The organism is uncultured Enterovirga sp., assembly GCF_964242715.1.
GTDB lineage: Bacteria > Pseudomonadota > Alphaproteobacteria > Rhizobiales > Beijerinckiaceae > Enterovirga.
Window position 1 is genome coordinate 93,437 of record NZ_CAXTAZ010000001.1, and the last position, 25,593, is coordinate 119,029.

Here is a 25,593-nt window from a genome sequence, read left to right on the forward strand (position 1 = left end):
GCTAGGCGCGCGGTTCGCGGCTCGGCACCTTCACCCAGGCCTCGCCGTCGAGCACGGTCTCGGCCCCGACCGAACAGAGGCAGGCAAGCCGGGCGCGCCGCTTCTCCGGCATCAGCTCCGCGACCTTGACCTCGACCCGCACCGTGTCCCCGATCCGGACGGGCGCGCGAAAATTGAGCGTCTGCGAAATATAGACGGCACCGGGTCCCGGTAGCCTCGTCCCGAGCACGGCCGAGATCAGGCTCGCCGTGTAGAGCCCGTGCGCGATGCGGCCGCCGAAGGGCGTCTTGGCGGCGAAATGCTCCGACAGGTGGATCGGGTTCCGGTCTCCCGTCACCTCGGCGAAGCCGACGACGTCCGAGGATTCGATCCGCTTTTCGAGGATCTCGGTCAGGCCGAGGGTCAGGTCTTCGAAATGGAGGAGCTGCAATTCCAGGAACATGGCCGATCTCTCCCCATTGCCCATCGAATGCTCAGCGCTCCCGCGCCGTCCGGCCTATTCCGCCGTTTCCCCGCCACCGCGGCGCCGGTCAGCCCCGGCCGCTACCGCGGCGGGATGACCGTTCGTGCCCTGGGATGCGCGGCATCATAGGCCGCGAGAAGGCGCGAGGAGTCCACCTGCGTGTAGATCTGGGTCGTCGACAGGGAGGCGTGGCCGAGGAGTTCCTGGATCGCCCGCAGCTCGCCGCCGCGGGCGAGAAGATGGGTCGCGAAGGAATGGCGCAGCGCGTGCGGCGTCGCCGTGTCGGGCAGGCCGAGCGCTCCCCTGAGCCCCGCCACCGCGAGCTGGATGATCCGCGGCGAGAGCGGGCCGCCCTTCTCGCCGACGAAGAGCGGCCCATCCCCCGGCAGGTGGTAGGGGCAGAGCGCGAGATAATGTTCCAGCGCGCGCCGGACCGGCAGGATCACCGGGGTGGCGCGGGTCTTCCCGCCCTTGCCGAGGACACGGACGCTGTCCTCGTCGCCGACCGGGGCGTCGGCGCGCAAAATGCCGAGCGCCTCGGAGATGCGGAGGCCGGCTCCGTAGAGGAGCGCCAGCACGGCCGCGTCGCGGGCCAAAACCCAGGGCTCGCGCGCTTCCCCGGCGCGGGTCGCGTCGTCAACCATGGCGCGGGCGGCAGACGGCGAAACCGGCTTCGGCAGCCCCTTCGCGAGCTTCGGCCCGCGGATCGCCGCGAAGGCCGACGCGGTGCCGTGGCCCTCCCGTTCGAGGTGGCGCGCGAAGCCGCGGAGGGCGGCGAGCTGGCGCATCAGCGAGCGGCTCTCGACGCCGTCGCGGCGCCGCTGGGCCAGGAAGGCCCGGATGTCGAGCGGCTTCAGCCCGACGACCAGCTCGGGCGACGGGTTCTCGCCCAAATGTCCGGTGAGAAAGGCCGTGAATTGCCGGAGATCGCGGCCATAGGCTTCAACGGTCTTCGGCGACAGCCGCCGCTCGTCCGCGAGCGAGCCGAGCCAGCCTCGAGCGGCATCCTGGAGCTCGGGGGTCCCGGGGACGAGCTGAGGAACGGCCGGTAGTTCTGTCGAAGCAGCCGAGGCGTCGTTCTCTCCCCGTTGGGGAGAGGCGAGCAGGCGCGAAGTGCCGCCCGGTTGAGGGGGCGCGCGCTTCGTCGGCGAGGGCGCAGCCCCCTCACCCTGCCCTCTCCCCGCCGGGGAGAGGGTTCCGGTGCGGGCCTTCAGACCGGGTCTGGTCTGTCCACCGCCGCGAGACGGCACCACGCGCTTCGCCGGTTGCGTCCTCATTCGATCGCCATCATGTTCCCGTTTCGTCCATGATCGTGCCGCGTCAGGGTTACAGCTTCGCCAATGGACGCCACGGTCGCCGAGATCCTGATCCCGCTCGCGCTCGACCAGACCTACAGCTACGCGGTTCCGGAGGGAATCGTCCTCGCGCCGGGCGACGTCGTCGCCGTGCCGCTCGGGCCGCGGTCGCGGGTCGGGGTGGTGTGGTCGCTGCGGCTAGGCGGCGCCTCGAACCTGAAACAGGTCGAGGGCCGGGTCGACGCCCCTCCGCTGAGCCCGGCCCTGCGCCGGCTCGTCGACTGGCTGAGCTGGTACACGCTGGCCCCCAAGGGCTCCGCCCTCTCGCTCGTTTTGCGGTTGCCCGGCGACGCGCCGGAGGTGGCGCGGGTCGGGGTGAGGCTCGCCGGGCCGCCGCCCGCCCGCATGACGCCGGCCCGGGCCCGGGTGCTCGCGGTTGCCGAGGGCGGGCTCGTCCACACGAAGCGAGACCTCGCGCAACGGGCAGGCGTCGGCGTGGGGGTCATCGACGGGCTCGTCGACGAGGGCACGCTCGAGACGGTGGCGCTGCGGCCGGAGCCGGTCGCGGAACGACCCGACCCCGGCTACGCCCACCCGGCCCTGTCGGAGCATCAGCGCGCGGCGGCCGCCGCATTGGCCGCCGCCGTTGCCACGGCTGCGGCACCGGCGACGAGCGCACCATCACCCGTGATCCTCCTGGACGGCGTCACCGGCTCCGGGAAGACCGAGGTCTATTTCGAGGCCGTGGCGGAATGCGTGCGGCTCGGCCGGCAGGCGCTGATCCTGATGCCGGAGATCGCGCTGACCTCCGTCTTCCTGGAGCGCTTCTCGGCCCGGTTCGGGACGAAGCCGACCGCCTGGCACTCGGGCGTGTCGGGTCGCAGGCGCGAGCGCGTGCTGGCCGGCGTCGCCTCGGGCGATGTCCGCGCGGTGGCCGGCGCCCGATCCGCGCTGTTCCTGCCCTTCCGCGATCTCGGCCTCGTCGTCGTCGATGAGGAGCACGAATCCGCCTACAAGCAGGAGGACGGCGTCACCTACCACACCCGCGACATGGCGGTCGTTCGGGGGCGGCTGGAAGGCTGCCCCGTGGTCCTCGCCTCGGCGACGCCCGCGATCGAGACGCGGGTCAACGTCGCGCGAAAGCGCTTCGGCCGGGTCGCGCTGCCGGAGCGATTCGGCGGCCGGCGCCTGCCCGACATCCGGCCGATCGACCTTAGGGCCGACCCGCCCCCTCCCGGACGCTTCCTCTCGGAGAGCCTCGTCGCGGAATTGCGGGCGACGACGTCGGCGGGCGAGCAGGCCCTCCTCTTCCTGAACCGGCGGGGTTACGCGCCCCTCACGCTCTGCCGCTCCTGCGGGCATCGTTCCTCGTGCCCGAACTGCTCGGCCTGGCTCGTCGAGCATCGCTTCCGGCGGTCGCTCGTCTGCCACCATTGCGGCCATGCCGAGCGGGTTCCGGAGAGTTGCGTCGCCTGCGGCTCCGTCGGTTCGCTCGTGCCCTGCGGACCCGGCGTCGAGCGCATCGCCGAGGAGGTCGCGACGCTGTTTCCCGATTCGCGCCGCATCGTCCTGTCGAGCGACTTTCCCGGCGGCACGGAGCGGCTGCGGGCCGAACTGGCCGCGGTCGCGGCCGGCGACGCCGACATCGTCATCGGCACACAGCTCGTCGCCAAGGGCCACAATTTTCCCTCCATGACGCTCGTCGGCGTGCTCGACGCCGATATCGGCCTGACCTCCGGCGATCCGCGGGCCGCTGAGCGCACCTTTCAGCTGTTGCAGCAGGTGACCGGCCGGGCCGGGCGCGGCGCCAAACCGGGGCGGGCGGTGGTGCAGACCTACCAGCCCGATCACCCGGTCATCGCCGCCCTGATCTCGGGCGAGGCCGAGCGCTTCTACCGGGAAGAGACGGCGGCCCGCGAGGCGGCCGGATTGCCGCCCTTCGGGCGCCTCGCCTCGTTGATCGTCTCGGCCACCGACCGGGCCTCCGCCGAACAGCACGGCCGCGCCCTCGCCCGCATGGCCGACCCGCCGCCCGGGGTGACCGTGCTCGGACCGGCCGAGGCACCGCTGGCGCTCATCCGGGGCCGGCACCGCTTCCGCCTTCTCGTCAAGACGACCCGGGACGTGAGGCTGCAGGATTTCCTGCGCGAATGGCTGATCCGGACCGAGAAGCCGCGCGGCTCCGTCCGCGTCCAGGTCGATGTCGACCCGCAGAGTTTCCTGTGAGGCCGCTCTCAGCCGCGGCCGTCGCCGACCGAAATCTGGCAGGGCCGCTGGTAGCTCTGGCCCCGGTAGGTCCAGGTCTGGATGCCGGTGAGAAGACCGCCCGTTCCGCTCACCTCGCCGATGTAGCGCGCCTCGAAGGAGCCGGACTTCGTCTTGGCCCGTCCGGACAAGGACAGGCGGCCGCCGGAGAGCCTGCCGGTCCCCGTCTCGGTCCCGCCTGCCGCGTCCGGGCCATCCGCGGAGGTGAGCTTGCGGCTGTAGGCCGCCTTTCCGGAGGTGATCTCGAGGACGAACCGGTCCCGGACCGAGCCTGCCGTGAACGGGAGCTTGTCGCAGGAGATGACGGCCGGGTAGCTGCCCTCCGCGCGGCCTTGTGCCTGCGCGTCGGCGCCGACGAGGAGTTCGACGACGACAGCCGCAACGAGGATGATCCTGGACATTTCGTGATCGCCCATCCCGGGCTTCCCGGCCCGCACCACGCCGCCCTGATTGACCCGTCGCGACCGTGATGACAAGAATCGGGCCAACGAGAGATCGCCGAGCAGCGATCCAGGCAGCCTGAACGGCCGGTCCGGCAGGCGACTTGAACGAGGGGGAGCCCGGTGTGCCGGCGGCTTCGTTTCGGCGGGCACGTCGGGGCGAGCTTACGGACAGCGCGGCCGAGGGAGCAGGTCGCCGCGTGTCGTTGTTCTTCCAGCAGGTCCTGAACGGGTTGACGCTCGGCAGCGTGTACAGCCTCGTCGCGCTCGGCCTGACGCTGGTCTACGGCATCCTGCACATCCCGAACTTTTCCCACGGCGCGCTGTTCATGGCGGGCGCCTACATGGCCTTCTTCTTCGCCGGAACGCTGGGTGCGAATTACTGGGTCGCGCTGGTCGCCGCCGCGCTCGTCACGGCGGCTCTGGCCGTGCTCTGCGAGCGGGTCGTCTTCAGTCGCCTGCGCGACTCCCCTCCCCTGCACGACATGATCGCGGCGATCGGCCTCCTCCTCTTCATCGAGGCGGTCGCGCACGCGATCTGGGGCGCGGATTTCCGCCGCCTCGCCCCGCCCTATCCGGGCATTCTCCGCGTGGCCGGCACGGTGCTGCCGATCCAACGCGTCCTCATCATCGTGGGCGCCCTCAGCCTGATGGTGGCCCTGCACCTGTTCCTGAAGCGCACGATCATGGGGTCGACCATCGTGGCGATGGCGCAGAGCCGGGAGGGCGCGTCGCTCGTCGGCATCGACCTGACGCGGGTCTCGATGCTGACCTTCGCGATCTCGGGCGCCCTCGCGGCGGTGGCCGCCGTCCTCTTCGCGCCGATCAACCTCGTCTACCCGTCGATGGGGAGCCTCGTGATCCTGAAAGCCTTCGTGATCATCATCCTGGGCGGGATGGGCTCGGTGCCGGGCGCGATCCTGGGCGGCATGGTGATCGGCTTCGCGGAGAGTTTCGGAGCCTTCTACATCTCGACCGACCTCAAGGACTTGATCGCCTTCGCGGCGCTCGTCCTCATCCTCTCCATCCGGCCGCAGGGCCTGTTCCCGAGCTATTCGCGATGAGCGCCCTCCTGAACCGCCGCTCGCTCGTCGTCGGCGGGCTTCTGGCTGCGCTGGTCTATCCGTTCCTCGTCCCGAACGACTACTTCATCTACGTCATGGCGCTGGCCTTCATCTACGCCATCGCTGCCGTCGGCCTGAACCTGATCCTCGGCTATACCGGCCAGCTCAATCTCGCCCATGCCGGCTTTATGGCGATCGGGGCCTACGCGGTCGGCATCATGACGGTCGATTACGGCGTGCCGTACTGGCTCGCCTTCTTCCTGGCCGGCATCATCACGGCCGCGATCGGCGCATTGGCCGGTATCGTCTCGCTGCGCCTCCGGCACGATTACTTCGCGATCTTCACGCTCTGCGTCGGCATCATCATCTGGCTCGTGATCGAGAAGTGGGATTCGCTCACCCACGGAGTCGTCGGGATCATCGGCATTCCGGCCCCGACCGGGATCGGGCCGATCCGCTTCGAGTCGACGCTCGCGCAATACTACCTCGTCCTCGCCATGCTGATCCTGGCGCTGTTCGTGATGGACCGCATCGTCCATTCGCTGCTCGGCCGGGCTTTCGTGGCGATCCGGAACGGCGAGGCCTTGGCCGAGTCGCTCGGCGTGCCCCTGATGCGGACCAAGGTCACGGCCTTCGTGATCTCGGTCACTTACGCCGGCTATGCGGGCGCCCTTTATGCCGGCTTCGTGCGCTTTCTCGGGCCCGCCATCGCCTCGGAGGCGAACGCCTTCGACATGATCGCCTTCATCCTGGTCGGCGGGCTCGGCACGCTGTCCGGGCCGGTCCTCGGCGCCGTCATCCTGACCTGGGCGACGCAGTCGCTGCAATTCCTGCAAGATTATCGCCTGCTCATCTATGGGCCGCTTCTGATCCTCCTCGTCATGTTCATGCCTAAGGGGCTGATCGGGACGATCAAGGTCCGGCAGGCGCGCGAGGAGGGGGCGCGGGCTGCGGAGGCCCGGGCGAAGGCGGCCGCGACGGACGAACGGGCCTCGGCCCATGCTTGAGGTCTCCGGCCTGACGAAGCGCTTCGGCGGCCTAGCCGCCGTGAAGGATGTCTCGGCTCGGTTCGAGCGCGGCAAGATCACGGCTGTGATCGGCCCGAACGGGGCCGGCAAGACGACCTTCTTCAATCTCGCCGCCGGGACCTACCGGCCGAGCGCCGGGACCATCCGGCTCGACGGGCAGGACATCACCGGCATGCGGCCGGACAAGGTCGCGGCGCTGGGCCTCGCCCGCACGTTCCAGACGACGACCCTGTTCGAGGATGCGAGCGTGCTCGACAACCTCATCGTCGGCCACCGCCTGCGCACGCGCTCGACCCTCCTGGACGTCGTGCTCGTCACCGCCCGGCTCACGCAGGACGAGGCGGAATGCCGGAAGAAGGCCGAGGAAGCGCTCCGCTTCGTCGGGCTGGAACACGCGGCGCCGCGCGTCGTCGCCGACATCTCCCAGGAAGAGAAGAAGCGTGTCGCCTTCGCCCTCGCCCTGGCGACCGCCCCCCGGATCGTGCTGCTCGACGAGCCGGCCGGCGGCGTGAATCCGGAGGAGACGGTCGGGCTCGCGGCCCTGATCCGCAAGATGGCGGAGAGCGGGCTCACCGTCGGGCTGATCGAGCACAAGATGGGCATGGTGATGGGGCTCGCCGACCACATCGTCGTTCTCGACCATGGCGAGAAGATCGCCGAGGGCAATCCGGCCGACATCTCCCGGAACGAGGCCGTGATCGAGGCCTATCTCGGCGCCGACCACCCGCCGACCCCGAGCGCGGACCAGGTCCCGGCAGGAGCCCCGCATGCTCCGGTGTGAGGACGTCTCGCTCGATTACGGCAGCTACCGGGCGCTCGCCGGCGTCTCCATCCATGTCGACGCGGGCGAACTCGTGGTCATGTTGGGCGCGAACGGGGCGGGGAAGTCCTCGCTCTTCCTCGCCGTCAGTGGCCTTCGCAAGCTCGCCGCCGGCCGGGTCCTCCTCGGCGATCAGGACCTCGCCGGCCACAAGGCGTCCGCCATCGTCGAGGCGGGGCTCGTGCAATGCCCGGAGGGCCGGAAGCTCTTTCCGGGCATGAGCGTCGAGAAGAACCTGACGCTCGGCGCCTACGTGCATCGCGCCGACCCGGCAGGATCGAAGCCGATCCTGGAGCAGATCTTCGCGATGTTCCCGATCCTGCGCGAGAAGCGGCACGATCCGGCGGGCTCCCTCTCCGGCGGGCAGCAGCAGATGGTCGCGATCGGCCGCGCGCTGATGGGCCGGCCGAAGGTGCTGCTGCTCGACGAGCCGTCGCTCGGCCTCGCGCCCCTCCTGGTGAAGCAGGTGCTGGCTGCCGTGAAGGGCATCAACCAGGCCGGAACCACCGTGCTCCTCGCCGAACAGAATGCGTATGCCGCCCTCCAGATCGCCGACCGGGCCTATGTGCTGGAGAACGGCCGCATCGTGATGGAGGGCGCCCCCGACGAATTGCTCGGCGACGAGCGCGTCCGCCGGGCCTATATCGGGGCTTGAGGCTGGCCACGCCACGCCGTCATTCCGGGGCCGCGCAGCGGAACCCGGAACCCACGGAAGCGCACCGGACCGGAAGCGATCCACGGGCGGGGGCGAGCCGTTGATACCGGTTCTGCGGAGCAGCATTCCATGCTTCACCGCGCCCGGAATGACGTAGAGATCGGCACGAAATAACAGGAGAGGAAACGATGACTCAGACGAGACGAATCCTTCTGGCCGGCGCGGCCGCGCTCGCCTTCGCAGGTCCCGCCTTCGCTCAGGCCCAGGACACCGTCACCATCGGCTGGACCGGCCCCCTCTCGGGCGGTGCCGCACTCTACGGCAAGAACACGCTGACCGGCCTCGAAATGGCTGCGAAGGAGATCAACGATGCCGGCGGCCTCGAGGTAGCGGGCAAGAAGTACAAGCTCGAAGTCGTCGCCCTCGACGACAAATACTCGCCGTCCGAGGCGGCCGTTAACGCGAAGCGCCTGCGCTCGCAATACAAGGCTCCGGTGGTGTTCTGCCCGCATTCCGGCGGCAATTTCGCGATGCAGGCCTTCAACGAGCAGGACGGCTTCCTGATCGGCGCCTATACCAGCGTGCCGCAGATGACCGAGCGCGGCAACAAGCTGACGCTGCGCATCCCGCCCTCCTTCGCGGGCTATCTCGATCCCTTCATCAAGGTCGAGATGTCCACCTTCGGCAAGAAGCTCGGCATGGCGGGCGCGGACCACGATTACGCCAAGGCCTGGGCGGCCCTGATCGCACCGGCCTGGAAGAAGGCCGGCGGCACGGTCGTGGCCGAGAACCCGATGAGCTACAACAAGGACACCGACTTCTATTCCGGCGTGAGCCGCGTCACGGCGGCGAGCCCCGACGTGATGTTCGTCGGAGGCGCCTCCGAGCCGACCGCGCTCGTCATCAAGCAGGCGCGCGAGCTCGGCTTCGAGGGCGGCTTCGCCGTGATGGACCAGGCGAAGCTCGACGAGATGGCGAAGGTGCTGGGCGGCTACGAGATGCTGGAAGGCGCCATCGGCACGCTGCCCATCGTCTTCGACACCCGCGAGGGCCCGAAGGAGTTCGTGGCGAAGTTCCGCAAGATCTACAGCCGTGAGCCGGGCTCGGAGAACTCGCTCAACTACTCGGCCCTGAACGCCGTCGCGGAGGCGATGAAGCTCGCCGGCACGACCACCGACGCGGCGAAGATCCACGCCAAGCTGTCGGAGGCGTTCGGTGGCCTGGCCAAGGGTCGCAACCCGTCCGTGATCGGCGGAGTCGACGAGCGCGGCGGCTCGAACGCCGCGCTCCTCGTCGGCCTCGTCAAGGGCGGCAAAGTCGTCCCGGTGGACGCCTCGGGCGTCGTGCAGAACTGACGTCGTCCGGCAGATCCGGACGCCTTCACCCTCGGGCTTGACCCGAGGGTCGCTCGGGCAGCCCAACCGTCATCCGGGGCGCCGAAGGCGAACCGCTTCACGGCCCCGGAACGACAATCGAGGAAACGATGCCTCTCTCCCCTGAGACCCGCGACAAGCTCACGAAGGTGTCGACCGCGACGCTGACGACGGCGCTGTTCAAGCGCGGGTTTCGCCACCAGTGGATCCAGAACGTCCACCCCATCAACCCGAGCGCCGGGCCGATGGTGGGAGAGGCTTTCACGCTGCGCTACATGCCGGCGCGCGAGGACCTGAACCCGCTCTCGGTCTTCCAGGATCGCGCCCACCCACAGCGCAAGGCCGTCGAGGAATGTCCGCCCGGCGCCGTCTTCGTGATCGACAGCCGCAAGGATGCCCGCGCCGCTTCCGCGGGCGCCATTCTGGTCTCGCGGCTGATGGTGCGGGGCGTCGCCGGCGTGGTGAGCGACGGCGGTTTTCGGGACACGCCCGAGATCGCCGACCTCTCGATCCCGGCCTACCATCAGCGCCCCGCCGCGCCGACGAACCTGTCGCTGCATCAGGCGATCGACATCAACGTCCCGATCGGCTGCGGCGATGCGCCGGTCTTCCCTGGCGACGTCGTGGTCGGCGATGGCGAGGGCGTCGTCGTGCTCCCGGCCCATCTCGCCGACGAGCTGGCGAACGAGGCGACCGAAATGACCGCCTTCGAGGATTTCGTGATGGAGAAGGTGTTGGAGGGCCGATCGATCCTCGGCCTCTACCCTGCGACCGACCCCAAGACGGGCGTCGAATTCGCGGAGTGGCGGAAGGTGAACCGGCGCTAGCTTGACCCTTGCGGCAGCCGCCCATACGTAACATGTGACGCCACGGAGGCTGCAGCATGTCTCAGGCATCGAAGCCGAAGCCGGCCCGCGAACGGATGCGGGAGCACCGCGCGCGATTGAGGGCGCAGGGACTTCGTCCGGTGCAGTTCTGGGTACCGGACGTGGACTCGCCCGAGTTCAAGGCGGAGGCGCACCGGCAATCCCTCGCAGTTGCGACTTCTCCGCAAGCCGAGGAGGATCAGCGCTTCATCGATTCCATCACGGTCGGCTGGGGCGAGGAGTGAAGCGCGGCGAGGTCTGGACCGTCTCGGGCGGAGCCGACTATACGAACAAGCCGCGCCCTGCCGTGATCATTCAAGAAGAGGGCTTCGACGCGACGGATTCGATCACGGTCTGTGTATTCACGACGGAAGCGCGAGAAGCTTCCATCATCCGGCTTAAGATCGACCCGACCGAGCGGAATGGTTTGAAGCAACCTTCGCGGCTGATGGTGGACAAGGTCTCCAGTGTTCCTAGGACGAAGATGGGTACCCGCTTGGGACGGCTCGATCATGGGGACATTAGCCGCCTGAACGAAGCCTTGATCGTGTTCCTCGGCCTGAGTCGACCCATAAACACGGACCCCACGCAGGCTGGATGATGAACAATCCCCGCAAATCCCTCGCCGACCTTCGCTCGCAGCGCTGGTTCGGGCCGGAGGACCTGCGCTCCTTCGGCCATCGCTCGCGCGCGCTGCAGATGGGGTACGAGCGCGAGGACTTCATGGGGAAACCCATCGTTGCAATCATCAACACCTGGAGCGACCTGCAGCCCTGCCACCAGCATTTCCCGGCCCGGGTCGAGCATGTGAAGCGCGGCATCTGGCAGGCGGGCGGCTTTCCGGTCGAGTTGCCGGCCCTGTCGCTTTCCGAGAGTTTCACCAAGCCCTCGACGATGCTCTACCGGAACCTCCTCGCGATGGAGACGGAAGAGCTGCTGCGGCAGCATCCGATCGACGGCGCCATCCTGATGGGCGGCTGCGACAAGACCACGCCCGCGACCGTGATGGGGGCGATCTCGATGGACCTGCCCTTCATCTTCATGCCGGCCGGCCCGATGATGCGCGGCCATTTCGGCGGCACCATCCTGGGCTCCGGCTCCGACGTCTGGAAATACTGGGCCGAGAAGGAAGCCGGCACCATCACGAACCAGCAATGGAACGACATGGAGGCCGGCATCGCGCGCTCCGCCGGCACCTGCATGACGATGGGCACGGCCTCGACGATGACCATCATCACGGAGGCGCTCGGGCTGACGCTGCCGGGCGCGACCTCCATCCCGGCCTCGGACGCCGCCCATCCCCGGATGGCCGGCGCCTGCGGGCGCCGCATCGTCGAGATGATCTGGGAGGACCTGAAACCCTCGGACATTCTCGACCAACGCTCGGTCGAGAACGCGCTCGTCGTGCACAACGCGCTGGCCGGTTCGACGAATGCGATGATCCACCTCGTCGCCATGGCGGCACGGGCCGGCATCCCGCTCGATCTGAAGGAATTCGACGAGGTCGCAGGCCGCGTGCCGGTGATCGCCAACATCCGACCGTCTGGCGCCTGGCTGATGGAGGATTTCCACATCGCAGGAGGAACGCGAGCCCTGATGAAGCGGCTCGAAGGGCTGCTGCATCTCGATGCCCGCACCGTGGCTGGCGTGAGCCTCGGCGAGGGCATCGCGGACGCGATCGTCCATAACGACGACGTCATCCGGCCACTCGACCAGCCGATCGCGGCCTCGGGCGGCACGGCCATCCTCTACGGCAACCTCGCCCCGCATGGTTGCGTGATCAAGCCGCCCGCAGCCGAGCCGCGCCTCCTGCAGCATACCGGCCCGGCGCTCGTCTTCGACCATTACGACGAGATGTCGTCGGCCGTGAACGACCCCGATCTCGACGCGACGGCCGATACCGTCCTCGTGCTCCGCAATGCCGGCCCGATCGGCGGGCCCGGCATGCCGGAATGGGGCATGCTGCCGCTTCCAAAAAAGCTCCTGCAGCAGGGCGTGCGCGACATGGTCCGGATCTCGGACGCCCGCATGTCGGGCACGAGCTACGGCGCATGCATCCTGCATGTCTCGCCCGAAGCGGCGATCGGCGGCCCGCTCGCGGCCGTCCGGACGGGCGACCTCGTCACCATCGACGTCGCTGCCCGGTCGATCCACCTCCACGTCTCGGATGAGGACATCGCCGCGCGGCTCGCGACCTGGAAGGCGCCCCGGCCGGATTACCCACGCGGCTACAACCGCCTCTTCGCACAGCATGTCGGCCAGGCGCACGAGGGCTGCGACTTCGATTTCCTGGAAGGCGCGGGCGGCATCCCGGAGCCGGAGATCCACTGAGAGCCGCCGTCCCGCCCCAGCAGCCTGCCTCGAGAATGAAAAAGCCCCGGCATCGCTGCCGGGGCTCTTCGTCCTCGTCCCGAGCGCGGTCGCTCAGATGACCCGGCCGCCCGTGTTGATTCCGCCCGTGAGGAACAGGATCAGCAGGATGATGAGAATGATGCCGCCGAGGCCGAAACCGTGGTTCCGATAGGCGCCGCCGCCGTAGAACATGCCGCCGCCGCCGAACAGGAGGGCGAGGATGATGAGGATGACGATAAGGCTCATGGCCGGATATCCTTGCGCGGAACGCCCGCGTCCTGGCCTCAACAGGACGACGGCGGAGTTTGTTCCTCATTCCGAGCGGCCGGAGCCGTAAAGACGGTTAATCGAACCGCTGCCCCCTGGCGCGGTACCTACGCCTGAGCGGTCAGAACACGGTACCGTCGCTGACGACCGCGATCGGCGGAGCGCCCCCCGGTCGAACGGCGCGAGCGAGGCGGCGGCCCGTTGCCCAAGTGCCGCCCTCCAGGACCTTGGCCAGCGGGAAGCGTCGCGCGTCGAGGTCGAGCCGCTGGCGGATCTCCTGCGCCAGGAGATCGAGCAAAGCCACCGTCAGGGCCCGCCACTCGACGACGAGGGTCGAGCCGACCTCGTGCGGGTGCCCCGCCCCATCCGCCTCCCGAAGCTGCAGCACGCCCGTGTCGATGAACAATCCTCCGTTCCGGTATTCCGGAAGCCCGGTCAGCCCGTCGAGATCGACCACCGAGATCCCGGCCTCCTCGAGCGGCTCGATCAGCGAATAGGTCAGCCATTGCGAGAGCTTGTGGAAGGGCACGAGCCCGGCCTCACCCTCCCCGAGGGCCGGATGCCGCCAGGTGTCGCCAAGCCCGATCCCATCCAGATCGAGGCGGCCGGGCCAGACCGGGCCGAGATAGAGGAGGATCGCCTCGAGGATCGCCGGGGCGGGGATCTGCTCGCCTGCGGCCTGCGTCACGAGATGGTCGAAAAGGCCGCCGGGGCGCGGATCGTCACCAAGGGCGAAGACAGTCGGCGCGGCGGTCACCGCGTGGCCGAGCCGGTTCAGGAGTTCGGCCCGGCCAGGTAGTCCGACGAGCGGGTTGTCGAGCCGGACCTGGAAGCCGCGCGCGAGTTCGGCCGCATCGATCAGGGACAGCGGGCCGGCATCGGCCCGGAGCGGCGCGCCCGGATCGCCCGAGAAGGTCCCGCCGATGAACATGTCGAAACTCGCCACCGCGAGACCTTCGGACCGCGCGAAGGTGTCGCCCGTGCGGCCCTCCTCGTAGCACCAGTCGGGGCCGGCTCCCGCGTCGAGGAGGACGCTGACGATGGCGAGGTCGAAGGAGGCGCGGCCCCGCTCCGCCGCGTCCGCCCAGGGCAGGGCTTCGTTCAGCGTGCCCCAGCGGTCGAGGCCGCCGGCCGCGAAATGCCGCCATCGGGCGTGGAAGGGAATGTCGAGCGTCGGGTAGTCCGCCCGTATCGTCTCGATCACGGCCTCGGCCGTCGGCCCAAGACGGTCGAGGTGGACCGTGAAATGCTCGAGTTCGCCCTTCAGGCCGAGGTCCAGCAGCCGCCCTGCCCGCTCTCGCACGGCGGCTGCCGAGAGGAGATGCCGGACGGGGCTCGTCGCCTCCGGATCGTGGATCTGCACGGGTCCTGTCCTTTGCCTGCGCGGTGACGGGCCGACTCGCCTGCCTCAATGGCCCGGCAGCACCATAACCCGTGGCGTTCCGGGAAGCGTCGCCCGGCTGAGCGTCAGCGTCGGAGACGTCCGCCTCTCGACCGTGAAGCCCTGACCTTCGGCACGGGCCAGGAAGCGGTTGAGGGTCGAAGGTCCGAAAAAGTGCATCGGGATCGCGAGGCGGGGATTGATGGAAGCAAGAACCTCCATCATGCCGTCGAGGTCGAGCGTATAGCTTCCGTCCACCGGGACGAGCAGCACGTCGATTCGACCGAGTTGCTTCAGATGCTCCGGCGTCAGCGTGTGATGCAGGTGGCCGAGATGGGCGATGCAGAGATCGGCCGTCTCGAAGACGAAGATCGAATTCCCGTCCGGGATCGTCGCGTCGCCACCCCATTGCCGGATGTTCGTGACGATGTTGCGGATGCGGACATCCGCGGTCTGGACGTCGTGACAAGCCGGGCCGCCGGCCGGATTCCACCCCCGAAGGATCTGGCGGATGCCGGGCTCCGGATTGTTGGAGTAATGGGTCGAGTGGGCCCGGTTCATAGTGACGATGTCCGGCGTCACGCTCGGCCGGACATAGTCGTTGTAGTCCGTGGCGATCCGGGTTCCGCCTGCGGTCTCGAACAGGAAGGTGGAATGCCCGATATAGGTCAGCTCGATCTGGTCGGCGGCGAGCGAGGCCGGGATGATCGGCAGGCTGCGCCGCGCGACGAGCCCGGGACAACTTTCCTCGGCCGCGAATGCGGGTGCGCCCCATCCGGCCAGCGCCACAAGCGCCATGAGCGCAGTCACAAGCGTCCGGATCATGAGGGCCTCCGCCCTCAGGCTGCCCCAGCGCTCGGTTAGCGGCAAGCCTCAGAACGAGGCACTCGCCGCGGTCGCTTCAGGTTTCAAAGCGGGATGTCTCAGGAAAGCCGCCGCCCGGGGCTTCGCGAGGCAGAGAAGCCGGGACATGCCGGGGCACCGGCGCGGGGAGTAACGCGCCGTGTTGGTGCCGGCAGGTCCGGGCCTCAAGCGGCCCCGAAGCGACGGTCCTCGTAGCGGCCTCAGCGGCGCGGGGCCGTCTCGGCTGGCAGACGAACGAGCGTCGAGGTGTTCGGCGCGTCGCGGCGTTCGATCGTGATGGTGCGGACCGCCTTGCGGGCGGGAGCATCGGAGGCGTTGGCGATGCAGGTGCTGGCCACATAGGGCCAGATCTGCGCGCCGCAATCGGGGGAGGCGTCGCTCATGACGGTCTTCTGGGTGATGACGCTCGAGGCGTCAGCGAGCGAGATCGGAGCGTCCGGCGCGATGCGGTCATGGTAGATCTTGCCCGAGTCCGGCGCAGGCGCTTTCGGGGCCTCGTAGGCCGTGACGACGCCGGCGGAGAGAACGGCGCTCAGGCCGGCGAGCTTGAAAATCGTGATCATGACATCCGCCTCCGGTGCGAGCCTCGTTCGGCCCTCTTGGGCCCGTTCGGCCCCGCCGGGCCCTGGGGCCTCGTTCGATGGTGGCGTTTTAGGGGCCGACCTTTTCAGCCACGCGGCGTCCAGGCGGTTTTTGGTTTCGTCCGCGAGGTGAATTGTTTCGTGGGCGCGCCCCTCTGCGAAACAGACCCTCGCTCAGCGCTCGCGGCCGTCCGGCGAGAACAGGTAGCCGGCCCCACGGATCGTCTGGATGATGGTCGGCTGGCCCGGGTTCGGCTCGATCTTGCGGCGGATGCGGGTGATCCGCACGTCGATGGCGCGATCGAAGGCCTCGTCGTCGCGCGCACTCGCAAGGTCGAGCAGGCGCTCGCGCGACAGCACGCGCTGCGGATGGTCGGCGAAGGCCTTGAGGAGGTTGTATTCCGACGCCGTCAGCGGGTGGGCGACATCGTTCTCGTCGCGCAGAAGATGCGCGTCGAGGTCGAGCACCTTCGTGCCGAACTTCACCGTGCGGTTCGGCTTCACGGCCGGCCGTTCCGCCTCGGCCGCCGCCGCGGCCGCGCTCCGGCGGAGGACGGAGCGGATGCGGGCGACGAGCTCGCGCAGCTCGCAGGGCTTGGCGAGGTAATCGTCGGCGCCGAGTTCGAGCCCGACGACCCGGTCGATCGGGCTCGCGGTCGCGGTCAGCATGATCACCGGGATCGCGTGCCGGCGCTTCAGGTCGCGCACGATCGAGAGACCGTCCTCCTCCGGCATGTTGAGGTCGAGCACGATCAGGTCGGGCATGGCGCCCTCGATCGCCTGCCGGAGCGTGCGGCCGCCGTCGCAGAGCGTCACCGCAAAGCCGTGCATCTTCAGGTAATCGCCGACCATCTCGCGGGCGGGCGCCTCGTCGTCGACGACGAAGATGCGGGGAAGCGCACTCATCTCACGGAACGCCCTTCGGAATTCGGATCGTGAACACGGCCCCGGTGGGGCCGGGCTCGGCCGAGATCCGGCCTTTGTGCAATTCCACGATGCGCTTCGCAATCGAGAGGCCGAGGCCGGTCGAGCTTTCCCCGCCGGTCGGCTTGGCCGAGAGGCGCTGGAACCGCCCGAACAGACGCGCGGCATCCTCGGGCGACAGTCCTGGGCCGGTATCATGGACGTGGATCAGGGCATCGTCGCCCTCTTCCGCCAGCTCGACCCGCACCTTGCCGCCCGGCGGCGAATACTTGATCGCGTTCGAGACGAGGTTGTCGACCGCCTCCCAGAGCCGGTCATGGTCGCAGCAGGCAATGAGCGTCTCCGGACCCTGGATCGCAAGCTCATGGTCCTTGCGCTCGGCCAACGGGCGGTTCGCCTCGACCACGTCGTTCGCCAGCAGCATGAGGTCGAACGGGTCGCGGCGGACCGAGATGTCGAGCGCGTCGTTCATGGCGTCGGAGATCAGCGTGTCGACCATCCCGGTGAGCCGACGCGCCGCGTCGCGCACATGGCCGACCTGGGCGCCCACCGACTCGAGCGGGGTCGGATCGAGCGCGAGGAGATCGGACAGCATCTCGGCCCGCCCGAGGATCACGCCCAGCGGGTTCTTGAGGTCGTGCGCGATGGTGCCCAGGATCTCGCTCTTGAACCGGTTCGCGCGGCGGAGTTCGGCCGATTGCGCCGCGAGCCGCCGGTTCGCCATCCTGAGCTCGCCGGTGCGCTTGGCGACCCGGTCTTCGAGCTGCACATTCGCCTCGCCGAGCTGCTGGTAGAGAATGACGTTGTCGAAGGCGACGGCGAGGCGCGAGCAGAACACCTCGACGAGGGTCCGGTTCGTGGGCGACAGGTCCTTGGCGGCCTCGAGCAAGACTACCACCTCGCGGCCGCTGCCGGTGCGGAGGTAGAGGGTGGACCGCCTGTCCAAGAAATCGTGGCAGCGCCGCTCGAAGGCCTGCCGGACGACCTCCATCAGGTCGCCGTGGATCTCGGTCTTGCCCTCCGAGCCGACGAATTGGCGGTAGCAGCCGGAGCCGGCCAGGACCGAGAGCTGCTCGTCGACACGGTGGTCGTCGCGCAGCACCAGGATGCCGGCGCATTCCACCTCCAGCAGCGAGGCGAGCTGCGTCAGCACGCCCTCCGCCAGCCGCTGCATGGATTGCAGATCGAACAGGGTCGAGGCGGCCTCGATGATGATCTCGAGACCGCGCCGGGTCTCGACCATCCGGTGAAGCTGCTGGTAGCCCCGGAGCGCAGCCGTCAGGCTGGTGAAGAGCTTGTCGGCGGTGAGCTCGGTCTTCGCCTTGTAGTCGTTGATGTCGTAGTCGACGATCACGCTGCGCTCGGGCGCCTGGCCCGGCTGTCCTGTCCGCAGGATGATCCGGACCGTGTCGTTCTTCAGCTCCTTGCGGATGTGATCGACGAGTTCGAGCCCGGCACCCTCATGCTCCATGACGACGTCGAGGAGCACGACCGCGGTATCCGGATGCGCAGCGAGCAGTTCGCGACCCTCTCGGGCGGAATAGGCCGACAGCATCTCGAGACCCTGGCCGCCCAGCCTGTAGTCGTAGAGGGCGAAGCGCGTGCCCTCATGCACGGCCGGATCGTCGTCGATGATCGCGACCTTCCAGTTCGGGCCTGTCGCGGCGGGCGCCGGGACGGAGTCGTCCTCATCGAGGAACTCGACCAGGTCGTCAGGAACCGACATGCACCGTCTCGATCTCCTGCCCGGCCATGAAGGACGGCCCGGCCCGCACCACCTCGTCCGGCGCCCGCATCGGAATGACGAGCAGGAAGCTCGTTCCCGACCCCTCCGCCGAGGACAGGACGATACGGCCCCCGAGCCGCTGCGTCACGAGATTGTAGACGATATGCAGCCCGAGCCCGGTGCCGCCCGAGCCGCGCCGGGTGGTGAAGAAGGGCTCGAAGGCCTGTCTCTGCACCTCCTCGTTCATGCCGTGGCCGTCATCGCGGAAGACGAGGCGGACCTGGGCGGGTCCGCTGACCCGGGCCACGATCGAGATCGTTCCGGTCGCGCCGTCCGGGAAGGCGTGGTGGACTGCGTTCAGGAGCAGGTTCGTCACGATCTGCCCGAAGGGTCCCGGGAAGCTGTCCATCACGATCCCGTCCGGAATGTCGACGACGAGCTTGATCCGCGATGACCGGAGGATTGGCCGGAGGCTTGCTAGGATCTGCTCGGTCGCGAGCCCGAGGTCGAAGCTTCGGCGCTCCGCGTGGCTCCGGTCCACGGCGACCTGTTTGAAGGACTGGATCAGCTCGGCCGCGCGCTGCAGATTCGCGACGAGCTGCGAGGCCGCCGCCCGGGTCCCGTTGGTGAAAGCCTCGAGCCGCGAGCGACGGATCTGGCCGGCGGCGATCTCGGCCGCGAACGTGTCCATCCGGTTCGCAAGCGTCGACGCGACCGTGAGGCTGATGCCGACGGGATTGTTGACCTCATGCGCGACGCCCGCGACGAGCCCTCCGAGGGCCGCGAGTTTCTCGGCCTCGATCAGCGTCGTCTGCATCTCCCGCATTTCGGCCAGCGTCGTCTCGGCCTTCTCCTTGGCGGTCCGGAGGTCCTCGTCCGTCTTCCGCTTCTCGATCGCATTCCCACGGAACACGTCGACGACCCGGGCCATCTCGCCGATCTCGTCCCGGGCGTTGAGCCCGGCGATGCGGCGATCGTATTGGCCGGCCATGATGGCGGTCATGTCGGAGCGCAACTGGCCAAGGGGCTCGCTGATGCTCTTGCCGATCGCGATCCCCATGAGGGCTACGAGCGCCACGAAGGCGATCGCCAGGACCGCGAGCTTGACCGAGACGTCCTGCAGCGTGCGGTCGAACCGGGTCTGCGCCGAGCGCTCGAGCGACTGGATCCCGGCCCGCATCCCGTCGATCGCGCTCGACATGTCGGAGGCGTTGCCGTCGATCGCCTCGCGCAGGAGGCGGCTCTGGGTCGTGAAGGAGAGGCCGAGATCGTTGATGCCTTCCTCGAAGGTCTCCGCCTTCTCGGCGAGGTCGTCGAAGGCCCGCTTCTGGGCAGGCTCGGAGGCGAGCGCCAGCAGGGTTGGCGTGGTCTGCCGGATGAGGGCGGCCTTGGCGCGCGCCTCGCGGGCGGCGCTCGCCGCCCCGGAGAGGTAGAAGGCGTTCGCGGCCAGGATCATCTCGTTATAGGCCTCGCGAGAGGCGCCGAGCGTGGCCCAGATTTGTACGTTGGGGTCTGCATTCGTCCCCGTGACGGCGCCGTAAAGGGTCGCCATGTCGCGCGCCGTGTCGACGATCTTCGCCGAATAGGCGAGCGAGATCGCGGCCCGGGTGTCGCGGAGTTCGTCGAAGCCGGCGACGAGGCGTTCGGTGATCGTGGTCAGGTTTCGGGCCGGCTCCGAGATCAACGGATCGAGCCGGGCCTGCACGCGCAGGCGGCTGACCAGCATCTCGCGCAGGTCGACGATCCGCTCGAGGATCACCGGGTCGGTCTGGGCGAAGTAGCGGTGGATCAGGCTCTGCAGGCGCTCGGCATCCGCTCCGAGCGAAGCCAGGAACCGCTCGGACTGGCGCACCCGGCGCAGGTCGGACCAGGCGTCGCCCAGCACCTGAGCGCCGTTCCAGATGAGGCCGAGCAGCACGAGGGCGAGGGCCGAGTTGACGATCGCGATGGCGAGGATGCGCCAGCGGATGGGGGTGCGCCGCACAGCCCCGTTGAAGGCGACCCCGCGAGGGCCGCGACCCTGGACGTCGCCGATGTCTTCGGGAGTGGCGAGCATCGGCTCAGCGCGGCCCGCCCGGAAATGCGATCGATGTCCGAGCGTCCGGTCCGTCCCGATTATCCCACCTACGCCACACGCGCCACCTCCCGCACGACCCGAAGATTAGCCGAAGGGAAGCTTCGTCTGCCACCCCGGCCAGCGCTCGGGCGCTCGCGGGCGGGGCTCAGAGACCCCGGCTCGGGAGCCAGCAGATCCCGGCCAGCGGCGCCACGATGCCGAGGAGGGAGGGAAGGATCGCCTGGGCCACCATCACGCGCACCGATGCCTGTTCGGGCTCCGGTATGCCGGCCGACGGTTTCCCGACGATGTCGAGCCGGCCCGGGACGTTTCAGGAGTGTTTCGCGGGCCGCCTCCGGACGGGCGGCCGCCCCTCAGTCCTGGCCGGACAGCAAATCCGCGACGGCGAGCGCGATCACCTTGGTCGCCATCGCGAGATGGTCGACCGGGATGCGCTCGTCGGCCCGATGTGCGTTGGCGTCGAGCAGGGTGCGCGGGCCGCAGCCATACATCACGGTCGGGATGCCGGCCTCGCTGTAATGCCGGGCGTCGGCATAGAGCGGAACGCCGCCGGTCGGGATCGCCTCGCCCATGATCTCGCTCGCCCGGCCGGACACGATCCGGGCGAGCCGATCCGCGTCGCCTACCGGCCCGAAGGGCCGCGCGAGGAGGATGCGGCGCAGCGCGACCGAGATGCCTTCATGCCCGCTCGCAGCATCTGCCACGAGGTCGCGCAATGCCCGTTCGGCGGCCGCCGCGTCCTCGTCCGGCACCACGCGCCGGTCGAGCCGGACCGTGACACGGTCCGGCACCACGTTCGTGTTGATCCCGCCCTCGATCAGGCCGACGACCAAGCTCGGGCCGGCAATGCCCGGGACCGCGGACCGGCGCTGCCGCAGTTCGTCCGCATGGTCATAGAGGCGCGTGAGGATTCGGGTCGCCGCCCGGAGCGCGTCATGCCCGGTCTCCGGCCGCGCCGCATGGGCGGAGCGCCCCGAGACGGTGATCTCGAGATGGAGGCAGCCGTTATGGGCCGTCACCACCTCGTAGGAGAAGCCGGGGCAGATCGCGTAATCGGGACGGGTCAGGCCCTCCCGGATGAGCCAGGCCGGCCCGATCTCGCCGCCGGTCTCCTCGTCCGCCGTGACATGGAGTTCGACCGCGCCCCGCAGCGGCAGCCCGGAGTCGCGAAGAGCCTTCAGGGCGAAGGCGAAGCTCGCGATGTCGGATTTCGAGACCGCGACGCCGCGTCCATACATCCAGCCGTCGCGGATATCGGCACCGTAGGGATCGCCGATCCAGCCCTCGCCAGGCGGAACGACATCGCCATGGGCGTTCAGCGCGATGGTAGGGCCGGGGCCGAAACTGTGCCGCACGACGAGGTTCGTGCAGGACACCATGCCGGCCCTCCGCACGCTGTCCGCCGGCACCGGATGGCGTTCGACGGCAAAGCCGAGATTCTCCAGCGCCAAGGCCGCGGCCTCGGCAAAGGGGGCGCAATCGCCGGTTGGATTGTCGGACGGCGCCTGCACCAGCCGCGCGAGAAATCGGAGCGCATCCGCGGCGTCGCGATCCACCGCGGCCAGCAGCGCCGGGTGTCCCGGGCCCTCTCTCATGCAGCACTGCCCATCCCGACGGCCTTCGGCCGCTTCGTCCTGAACTGGCCCCGCTCCGCCGCGACGAAAGCGAGCGCAACGCTGGCCAAAGCCGCGACCCACCAGACCTCGCCGCGGTCGATGCCGGAGAGCGCGACCGCGAAGCCGGTCGTGAAGGCGGCCGCAAGGCCGGGAAGAAGCGGGCCGAACCGTCCGAGCGTGCTCCGGAGGCCGCTCCAGAGCGCGAAGGCGGTCGAGGCCACGCCGACGATCCCGAGGTCGTACCAGAGCACCAGGGCGGGCGCACCGAAGGCCGAGCCGACGAGAGGCGGAACGCTCCCGCGCCGGAAGGCGCCGAAGCCATGGCCGGTCAGCAGTCGGTAGGGTTGTTCCACGATCGCGGAGCGCCACGCCTCCATGATGGCGCCCCAGGCCGTGAACCGGTCGGGAAGCCCGGCATGCGGCAGCCCGAACACGAGGAGGAGGGGCGCGGCCACGAGGAGGGTCGCCGAGACGATCCCGACCAGGGACGTGCCGACCCGCTCCGAGAGTTGGGTTGCCAGATAGGCGAGCGCGCCGGCCGCGAAGGCGAGTGCGGCGAGAGGGTCGGGACCGAACGCGGCCGCGCCCGCGACGGCGACCGCGAGCACGATCGCCTCGATGTCCCGCCCGCGCGAGCGAAGCCACGCGATCGCCGGCCAGGCGTAGAGGACGAGGACGCAGAGCCCGCGCTCCAGCCGCCTTGCCTCTTCGAGGGCCCCCTCCTGCCAGAAGCCGAGCGCCAGCGCGACGGTGGCAATGGCGGCGGCGCCGGCCCCGATCGGGACGAGGTAGAGATTGGCCGACCTCATCCGGTCCGGAAGCGAGAGATAGCCGAGGAGCGCGACGGCGGCGACGGCGCCCGTTCCGAACAGCCGGGCCGCGCCCGATCGCGGCGCCGGCGCCCAGACGAGGGACAGCATCGCCCAGCCGGCAAGCACGACGAGCGCCAGAATGGCGGGCGAGGCGGCAAGCCGACCGAGGCTCTCCCGGACGGGACGCGCGGCCCCGTCGAAAGCCGCCGCCGCGGTGATGAGCGAAAGGCCGATGGCAGCCACGATGACGAGCCCGGTGGCCGACACGTAGGCTCCGAGCGGCAGCCCGATCAGCAGGACCAGGAAGCCGATGCGGCGCAGCACGGAGGCCGAGTCGCGGGCCGGGTCGACCATCGGTTGAGGAGCGCGCGCCATCGGAACGGGGGTTCGAGGAATCGGGACCGGAGAGAGACCGGAGCCACGAGTCTAGCATCCGGATCAACTCGGCGCTGTAGGGACAGCGCCACAGTATTAACGGGGACCACGACGCTGTTTCGTGAAATCCGCGAGAGGAAGGCAGGGTTTCCCGAGACCTTCGCCGGATACGATTCTTGTCACTCGGGCACCGCCGACGTCGAAGCATGGCCCGACCGGCGCTCCCACGCTCCCCCGATCCGACTTCTCGTCGTCGCGGCGTCAGCCCGCACCCTTGCCGTCGCGGAGGAAGCGAACGATCGCCGAATAATCCTCAGCCCCATGCCCTTCGGCCTGGAAGCGCTCGTAGAGCGCCGCGGCTTCCGCGCCGACCGGCGTCGCGGCTCCGGTCGCCCGGGCGGCCTCCTGCGACAGCTTCAGGTCCTTCAGCATCAGGTCGGTCGCGAAGCCCGGCTTGTAGTCGTTATTCGCCGCGCTGGTCGGGACCGGGCCCGGGACCGGGCAATGGGTCGTCAGCGCCCAGCAGGAGCCGGACGAGGTCGAGACGACGTCGAACAGGGCCTGATGCGAGAGGCCGAGCTTCTCGGCGAGCACGAAGGCCTCCGAGATGCCGATCATCGAGATGCCGAGGATCATGTTGTTGCAGACCTTGGCGGCCTGACCGGCCCCGGCCTCGCCGCAATGGACGACCCGCCGCCCCATCGTGGCGAGGATCGGCTCGCCCCTGGAATAGGCCTCGGTCGCGCCGCCGACCATGAAGGTGAGCGTCGCGCCCTTGGCGCCGACCGTCCCGCCGGACACCGGGGCGTCGAGCGCCGGCAGCCCGGCCTCGCTCGCGATGATATGAGCTCGACGAGCGCTCTCGACGTCGATCGTCGAGCAGTCGACCAGAAGCGCGCCCGGCGCCGCCGCCGGCACGATATCCGTCCAGACCGAAACGACATGCTTCCCAGCCGGCAGCATGGTGACCACGATCTCGGCCCTGGCCACTGCCTCGCGCGCCGAATCCGCGATGGCGACCCCGTCCGCCTTTGCGGCCCGGCCCGTTTCCGGAGAGAGGTCGAACCCCTTCACCACATGCCCGGCCCGCACCAGGTTGGCGGCCATCGGCCCGCCCATATTGCCGAGCCCGATAAAGGCGATGGTGGCCATTGTCTGTCTTCCTCTCCGACGCTTCCATTCCGTTTGACAGAATGGGCAGGCGGCGTCACGCTTGCGGCGTGATCGTCTCTTTCGCGGACAGAGACACCGAGCATCTATTCGGTGACAAGCGGGTCAGGCGCTTCTCGGGTATCGAACGGGCCGCGAGGCGGAAGCTCCTGTTTCTGCACCGCGCCGTCTCGCTTGATGATCTTCGGAGCCCGCCCGGCAATCGGCTCGAAGCCCTGAAGGGAGATCGGGCCGGGCAGCATTCGATAGGGATCAATGACCAGTGGCGGATCTGCTTTGCCTGGTCGGAGGCTGGAGCGCAGGATGTCGAGATCGTCGACTATCATTGAGCAGTCCGAGGACGGGCTCGATCCGATCCCTCCGGGTGAGATCCTCCTGGAGGACTTCCTTAAGCCGCACGGGATCAGCCTGAACCGCCTCGCCCGCGACATCTCGGTGCCCGTGAGCCGGGTGGCCGGGATCGTGAAGGGGGAGCGCACGATCACCGCCGACACGGCCCTTCGTCTCGGCCTCTATTTCGGGACCAGTGCGGATGTCTGGCTCGGTCTGCAGATGGAGTACGAGCTTCGCACCGCGCGACGGCTCGGCAAGGTCAAGGTCGAGTCGAGCGTGATCGCGGGCGTCGAGTATGACGGACGCGAAACCCTCGTCGTCACCTTCGTGAGCGGCCGGCGCTATGCCTATGCCGGCGTGCCTCCCGAGCTTTACGAGCGGCTCCTGGCTGCGGACTCGAAGGGCAAGTTCTACAACGAGCACATCCGGATGCTGTCATTCGTCGAACTGCATGCCCCACCGGGGCTGAAGCCCCGGTCAGCCGCCTAGTTCCACTCCATCTCGCCGCGTGATCCGTCGCTCTCCCTCGTCCATCAGGTCCTTGATCTCGCAATCGATCAAGTACAATCGTGCGAGGCTCTTCTTTCCGAGGCCTCCGTAGAAGAAGGCTGCGAACCGATCAGAGATCGGAGGGGCCCTCTGCCTAACGGTATCCCAAATCCGCTCTGCTAGAGCGTCTTGTTCCGACGGCCCCAAAGATCACTGATGTTGTCGTACGTCGTCTGACGATCATCGAACCCCGTTTCGAGGCGATCCGAAAGCTCGCGATCGTCGAGCCGCGCCAGATCGCCCCGCAGATTGATCCCGAACGTCATCGGGTCACCCTCTTGATGCGGCGCCGCACGC

26 protein-coding genes and 1 pseudogene are annotated in these 25,593 nt (G+C 68.9%); 13 read left to right on the forward strand and 14 right to left on the reverse strand.

All coding sequences use genetic code 11. The annotated features are described in order from the left end of the window. Position 1: 1 nt before the first annotated feature. Both croR and ACFE87_RS00490 read right to left on the reverse strand, forming a co-directional pair. The gene (croR, locus tag ACFE87_RS00485) at positions 2-442 is read right to left on the reverse strand and encodes a 3-hydroxybutyryl-CoA dehydratase (protein WP_375457628.1); all 441 of its coding nucleotides are present in this window, start codon (positions 440-442) and stop codon (positions 2-4) included. Positions 443-543: 101 nt separating this feature from the next. Beyond that, a complete protein-coding gene (locus ACFE87_RS00490; protein ID WP_375457629.1) occupies positions 544-1,740 on the reverse strand; it encodes a tyrosine recombinase XerC in 1,197 nt (398 codons plus the stop codon). A 63-nt stretch (positions 1,741-1,803) separates the two neighbouring features. Here ACFE87_RS00490 and ACFE87_RS00495 point away from each other — a divergent pair, with 63 nt between their 5' ends. Continuing rightward, the gene (locus ACFE87_RS00495) at positions 1,804-3,984 is read left to right on the forward strand and encodes a primosomal protein N' (RefSeq protein ID WP_375457630.1); all 2,181 of its coding nucleotides are present in this window, start codon (positions 1,804-1,806) and stop codon (positions 3,982-3,984) included. Positions 3,985-3,992: 8 nt separating this feature from the next. On the opposite strand, the gene ACFE87_RS00500 is transcribed toward ACFE87_RS00495, so the two are convergent. Continuing rightward, positions 3,993-4,439 carry a hypothetical protein gene (locus tag ACFE87_RS00500; protein ID WP_375457631.1) on the reverse strand — a complete coding sequence of 149 codons (447 nt, stop codon included), beginning with the start codon at positions 4,437-4,439 and terminating at the stop codon, positions 3,993-3,995. A gap of 224 nt (positions 4,440-4,663) precedes the next feature. On the opposite strand from ACFE87_RS00500, the gene ACFE87_RS00505 reads away from it, so the two are divergent. The 9 genes from ACFE87_RS00505 (at position 4,664) to araD (ending at position 12,600) form a co-directional block, all read left to right on the forward strand. Continuing rightward, the gene (locus tag ACFE87_RS00505) at positions 4,664-5,527 is read left to right on the forward strand and encodes a branched-chain amino acid ABC transporter permease (RefSeq protein WP_375457632.1); all 864 of its coding nucleotides are present in this window, start codon (positions 4,664-4,666) and stop codon (positions 5,525-5,527) included. After that, complete coding sequence (locus ACFE87_RS00510; protein ID WP_375457633.1) at positions 5,524-6,534, forward strand: branched-chain amino acid ABC transporter permease; 1,011 nt, start codon at positions 5,524-5,526, stop codon at positions 6,532-6,534. The genes ACFE87_RS00505 and ACFE87_RS00510 overlap by 4 nt, the downstream gene beginning before the upstream one ends. Then, positions 6,527-7,336: an ABC transporter ATP-binding protein gene (locus ACFE87_RS00515; RefSeq protein ID WP_375457634.1), complete on the forward strand. Its 810-nt coding sequence runs from the start codon at positions 6,527-6,529 to the stop codon at positions 7,334-7,336. Before ACFE87_RS00510 ends, ACFE87_RS00515 begins: the two co-directional genes overlap by 8 nt. Continuing rightward, entirely contained in the window at positions 7,323-8,030 is a 708-nt protein-coding gene (locus tag ACFE87_RS00520) for an ABC transporter ATP-binding protein (RefSeq protein WP_375457635.1), read from the forward strand. The genes ACFE87_RS00515 and ACFE87_RS00520 overlap by 14 nt, the downstream gene beginning before the upstream one ends. Positions 8,031-8,218: 188 nt before the next feature. After that, a complete protein-coding gene (locus tag ACFE87_RS00525; protein WP_375457636.1) occupies positions 8,219-9,385 on the forward strand; it encodes an ABC transporter substrate-binding protein in 1,167 nt (388 codons plus the stop codon). 128 nt (positions 9,386-9,513) lie between these two features. Continuing rightward, on the forward strand, positions 9,514-10,230 hold the full coding sequence (locus tag ACFE87_RS00530) for a ribonuclease activity regulator RraA (protein ID WP_375457637.1): 717 nt from the start codon (positions 9,514-9,516) through the stop codon (positions 10,228-10,230). 56 nt (positions 10,231-10,286) lie between these two features. Next, positions 10,287-10,514, forward strand: coding sequence for an antitoxin MazE family protein (locus tag ACFE87_RS00535; protein WP_375457638.1), 228 nt, complete (start codon positions 10,287-10,289; stop codon positions 10,512-10,514). After that, a complete protein-coding gene (locus ACFE87_RS00540; RefSeq protein WP_375457639.1) occupies positions 10,511-10,870 on the forward strand; it encodes a type II toxin-antitoxin system PemK/MazF family toxin in 360 nt (119 codons plus the stop codon). Before ACFE87_RS00535 ends, ACFE87_RS00540 begins: the two co-directional genes overlap by 4 nt. Then, entirely contained in the window at positions 10,870-12,600 is a 1,731-nt protein-coding gene (gene araD, locus ACFE87_RS00545) for an L-arabinonate dehydratase (RefSeq protein WP_375457815.1), read from the forward strand. The genes ACFE87_RS00540 and araD overlap by 1 nt, the downstream gene beginning before the upstream one ends. Positions 12,601-12,693: 93 nt before the next feature. Here the strand turns inward: araD and ACFE87_RS00550 are convergent, their stop codons facing one another. From ACFE87_RS00550 to mmsB, 10 genes are all read right to left on the reverse strand, one after another. Continuing rightward, positions 12,694-12,867, reverse strand: a complete 174-nt coding sequence (locus tag ACFE87_RS00550; protein ID WP_375457640.1) for a DUF3309 domain-containing protein — start codon at positions 12,865-12,867, stop codon at positions 12,694-12,696. Between the two features lie 142 nt (positions 12,868-13,009). Continuing rightward, on the reverse strand, positions 13,010-14,251 hold the full coding sequence (locus ACFE87_RS00555) for a URC4/urg3 family protein (protein WP_375457641.1): 1,242 nt from the start codon (positions 14,249-14,251) through the stop codon (positions 13,010-13,012). A gap of 45 nt (positions 14,252-14,296) precedes the next feature. Further along, entirely contained in the window at positions 14,297-15,094 is a 798-nt protein-coding gene (locus ACFE87_RS00560) for an MBL fold metallo-hydrolase (RefSeq protein WP_375457642.1), read from the reverse strand. 239 nt (positions 15,095-15,333) lie between these two features. Further along, positions 15,334-15,696 carry a hypothetical protein gene (locus ACFE87_RS00565; protein WP_375457643.1) on the reverse strand — a complete coding sequence of 121 codons (363 nt, stop codon included), beginning with the start codon at positions 15,694-15,696 and terminating at the stop codon, positions 15,334-15,336. Positions 15,697-15,888: 192 nt separating this feature from the next. Beyond that, positions 15,889-16,620 (reverse strand): response regulator, encoded by a 732-nt coding sequence (locus ACFE87_RS00570; protein WP_375457644.1) that lies wholly within the window; start codon positions 16,618-16,620, stop codon positions 15,889-15,891. 1 nt (position 16,621) lies between these two features. Continuing rightward, on the reverse strand, positions 16,622-18,364 hold the full coding sequence (locus ACFE87_RS00575) for a DUF3369 domain-containing protein (RefSeq protein ID WP_375457645.1): 1,743 nt from the start codon (positions 18,362-18,364) through the stop codon (positions 16,622-16,624). Next, positions 18,351-20,420, reverse strand: a complete 2,070-nt coding sequence (locus ACFE87_RS00580) for an ATP-binding protein (protein ID WP_375457646.1) — start codon at positions 20,418-20,420, stop codon at positions 18,351-18,353. Before ACFE87_RS00580 ends, ACFE87_RS00575 begins: the two co-directional genes overlap by 14 nt. Before the next feature lie 374 nt (positions 20,421-20,794). Continuing rightward, entirely contained in the window at positions 20,795-22,036 is a 1,242-nt protein-coding gene (locus tag ACFE87_RS00585) for a M20/M25/M40 family metallo-hydrolase (protein ID WP_375457647.1), read from the reverse strand. Next, positions 22,033-23,244 (reverse strand): peptide ABC transporter permease, encoded by a 1,212-nt coding sequence (locus tag ACFE87_RS00590; RefSeq protein WP_375457648.1) that lies wholly within the window; start codon positions 23,242-23,244, stop codon positions 22,033-22,035. Before ACFE87_RS00590 ends, ACFE87_RS00585 begins: the two co-directional genes overlap by 4 nt. A 261-nt stretch (positions 23,245-23,505) precedes the next feature. Further along, positions 23,506-24,396, reverse strand: coding sequence for a 3-hydroxyisobutyrate dehydrogenase (mmsB, locus tag ACFE87_RS00595; RefSeq protein ID WP_375457649.1), 891 nt, complete (start codon positions 24,394-24,396; stop codon positions 23,506-23,508). A gap of 68 nt (positions 24,397-24,464) precedes the next feature. Here mmsB and ACFE87_RS00600 point away from each other — a divergent pair, with 68 nt between their 5' ends. From ACFE87_RS00600 to ACFE87_RS00610, 3 genes and pseudogenes are all read left to right on the forward strand, one after another. Then, positions 24,465-24,743: a type II toxin-antitoxin system RelE/ParE family toxin gene (locus tag ACFE87_RS00600; RefSeq protein ID WP_375457650.1), complete on the forward strand. Its 279-nt coding sequence runs from the start codon at positions 24,465-24,467 to the stop codon at positions 24,741-24,743. Next, a pseudogene (locus ACFE87_RS00605) lies at positions 24,718-24,996 on the forward strand (HigA family addiction module antitoxin); the annotation flags it as partial. The gene ACFE87_RS00600 and the pseudogene ACFE87_RS00605, both read left to right, overlap by 26 nt. A 27-nt stretch (positions 24,997-25,023) precedes the next feature. Then, a complete protein-coding gene (locus ACFE87_RS00610) occupies positions 25,024-25,236 on the forward strand; it encodes a KTSC domain-containing protein (RefSeq protein ID WP_375457816.1) in 213 nt (70 codons plus the stop codon). A 179-nt stretch (positions 25,237-25,415) separates the two neighbouring features. Here ACFE87_RS00610 and ACFE87_RS00615 read toward each other — a convergent pair whose 3' ends face one another. After that, positions 25,416-25,562 carry a hypothetical protein gene (locus ACFE87_RS00615; RefSeq protein ID WP_375457651.1) on the reverse strand — a complete coding sequence of 49 codons (147 nt, stop codon included), beginning with the start codon at positions 25,560-25,562 and terminating at the stop codon, positions 25,416-25,418. Between the last annotated feature and the right edge of the window lie 31 nt (positions 25,563-25,593).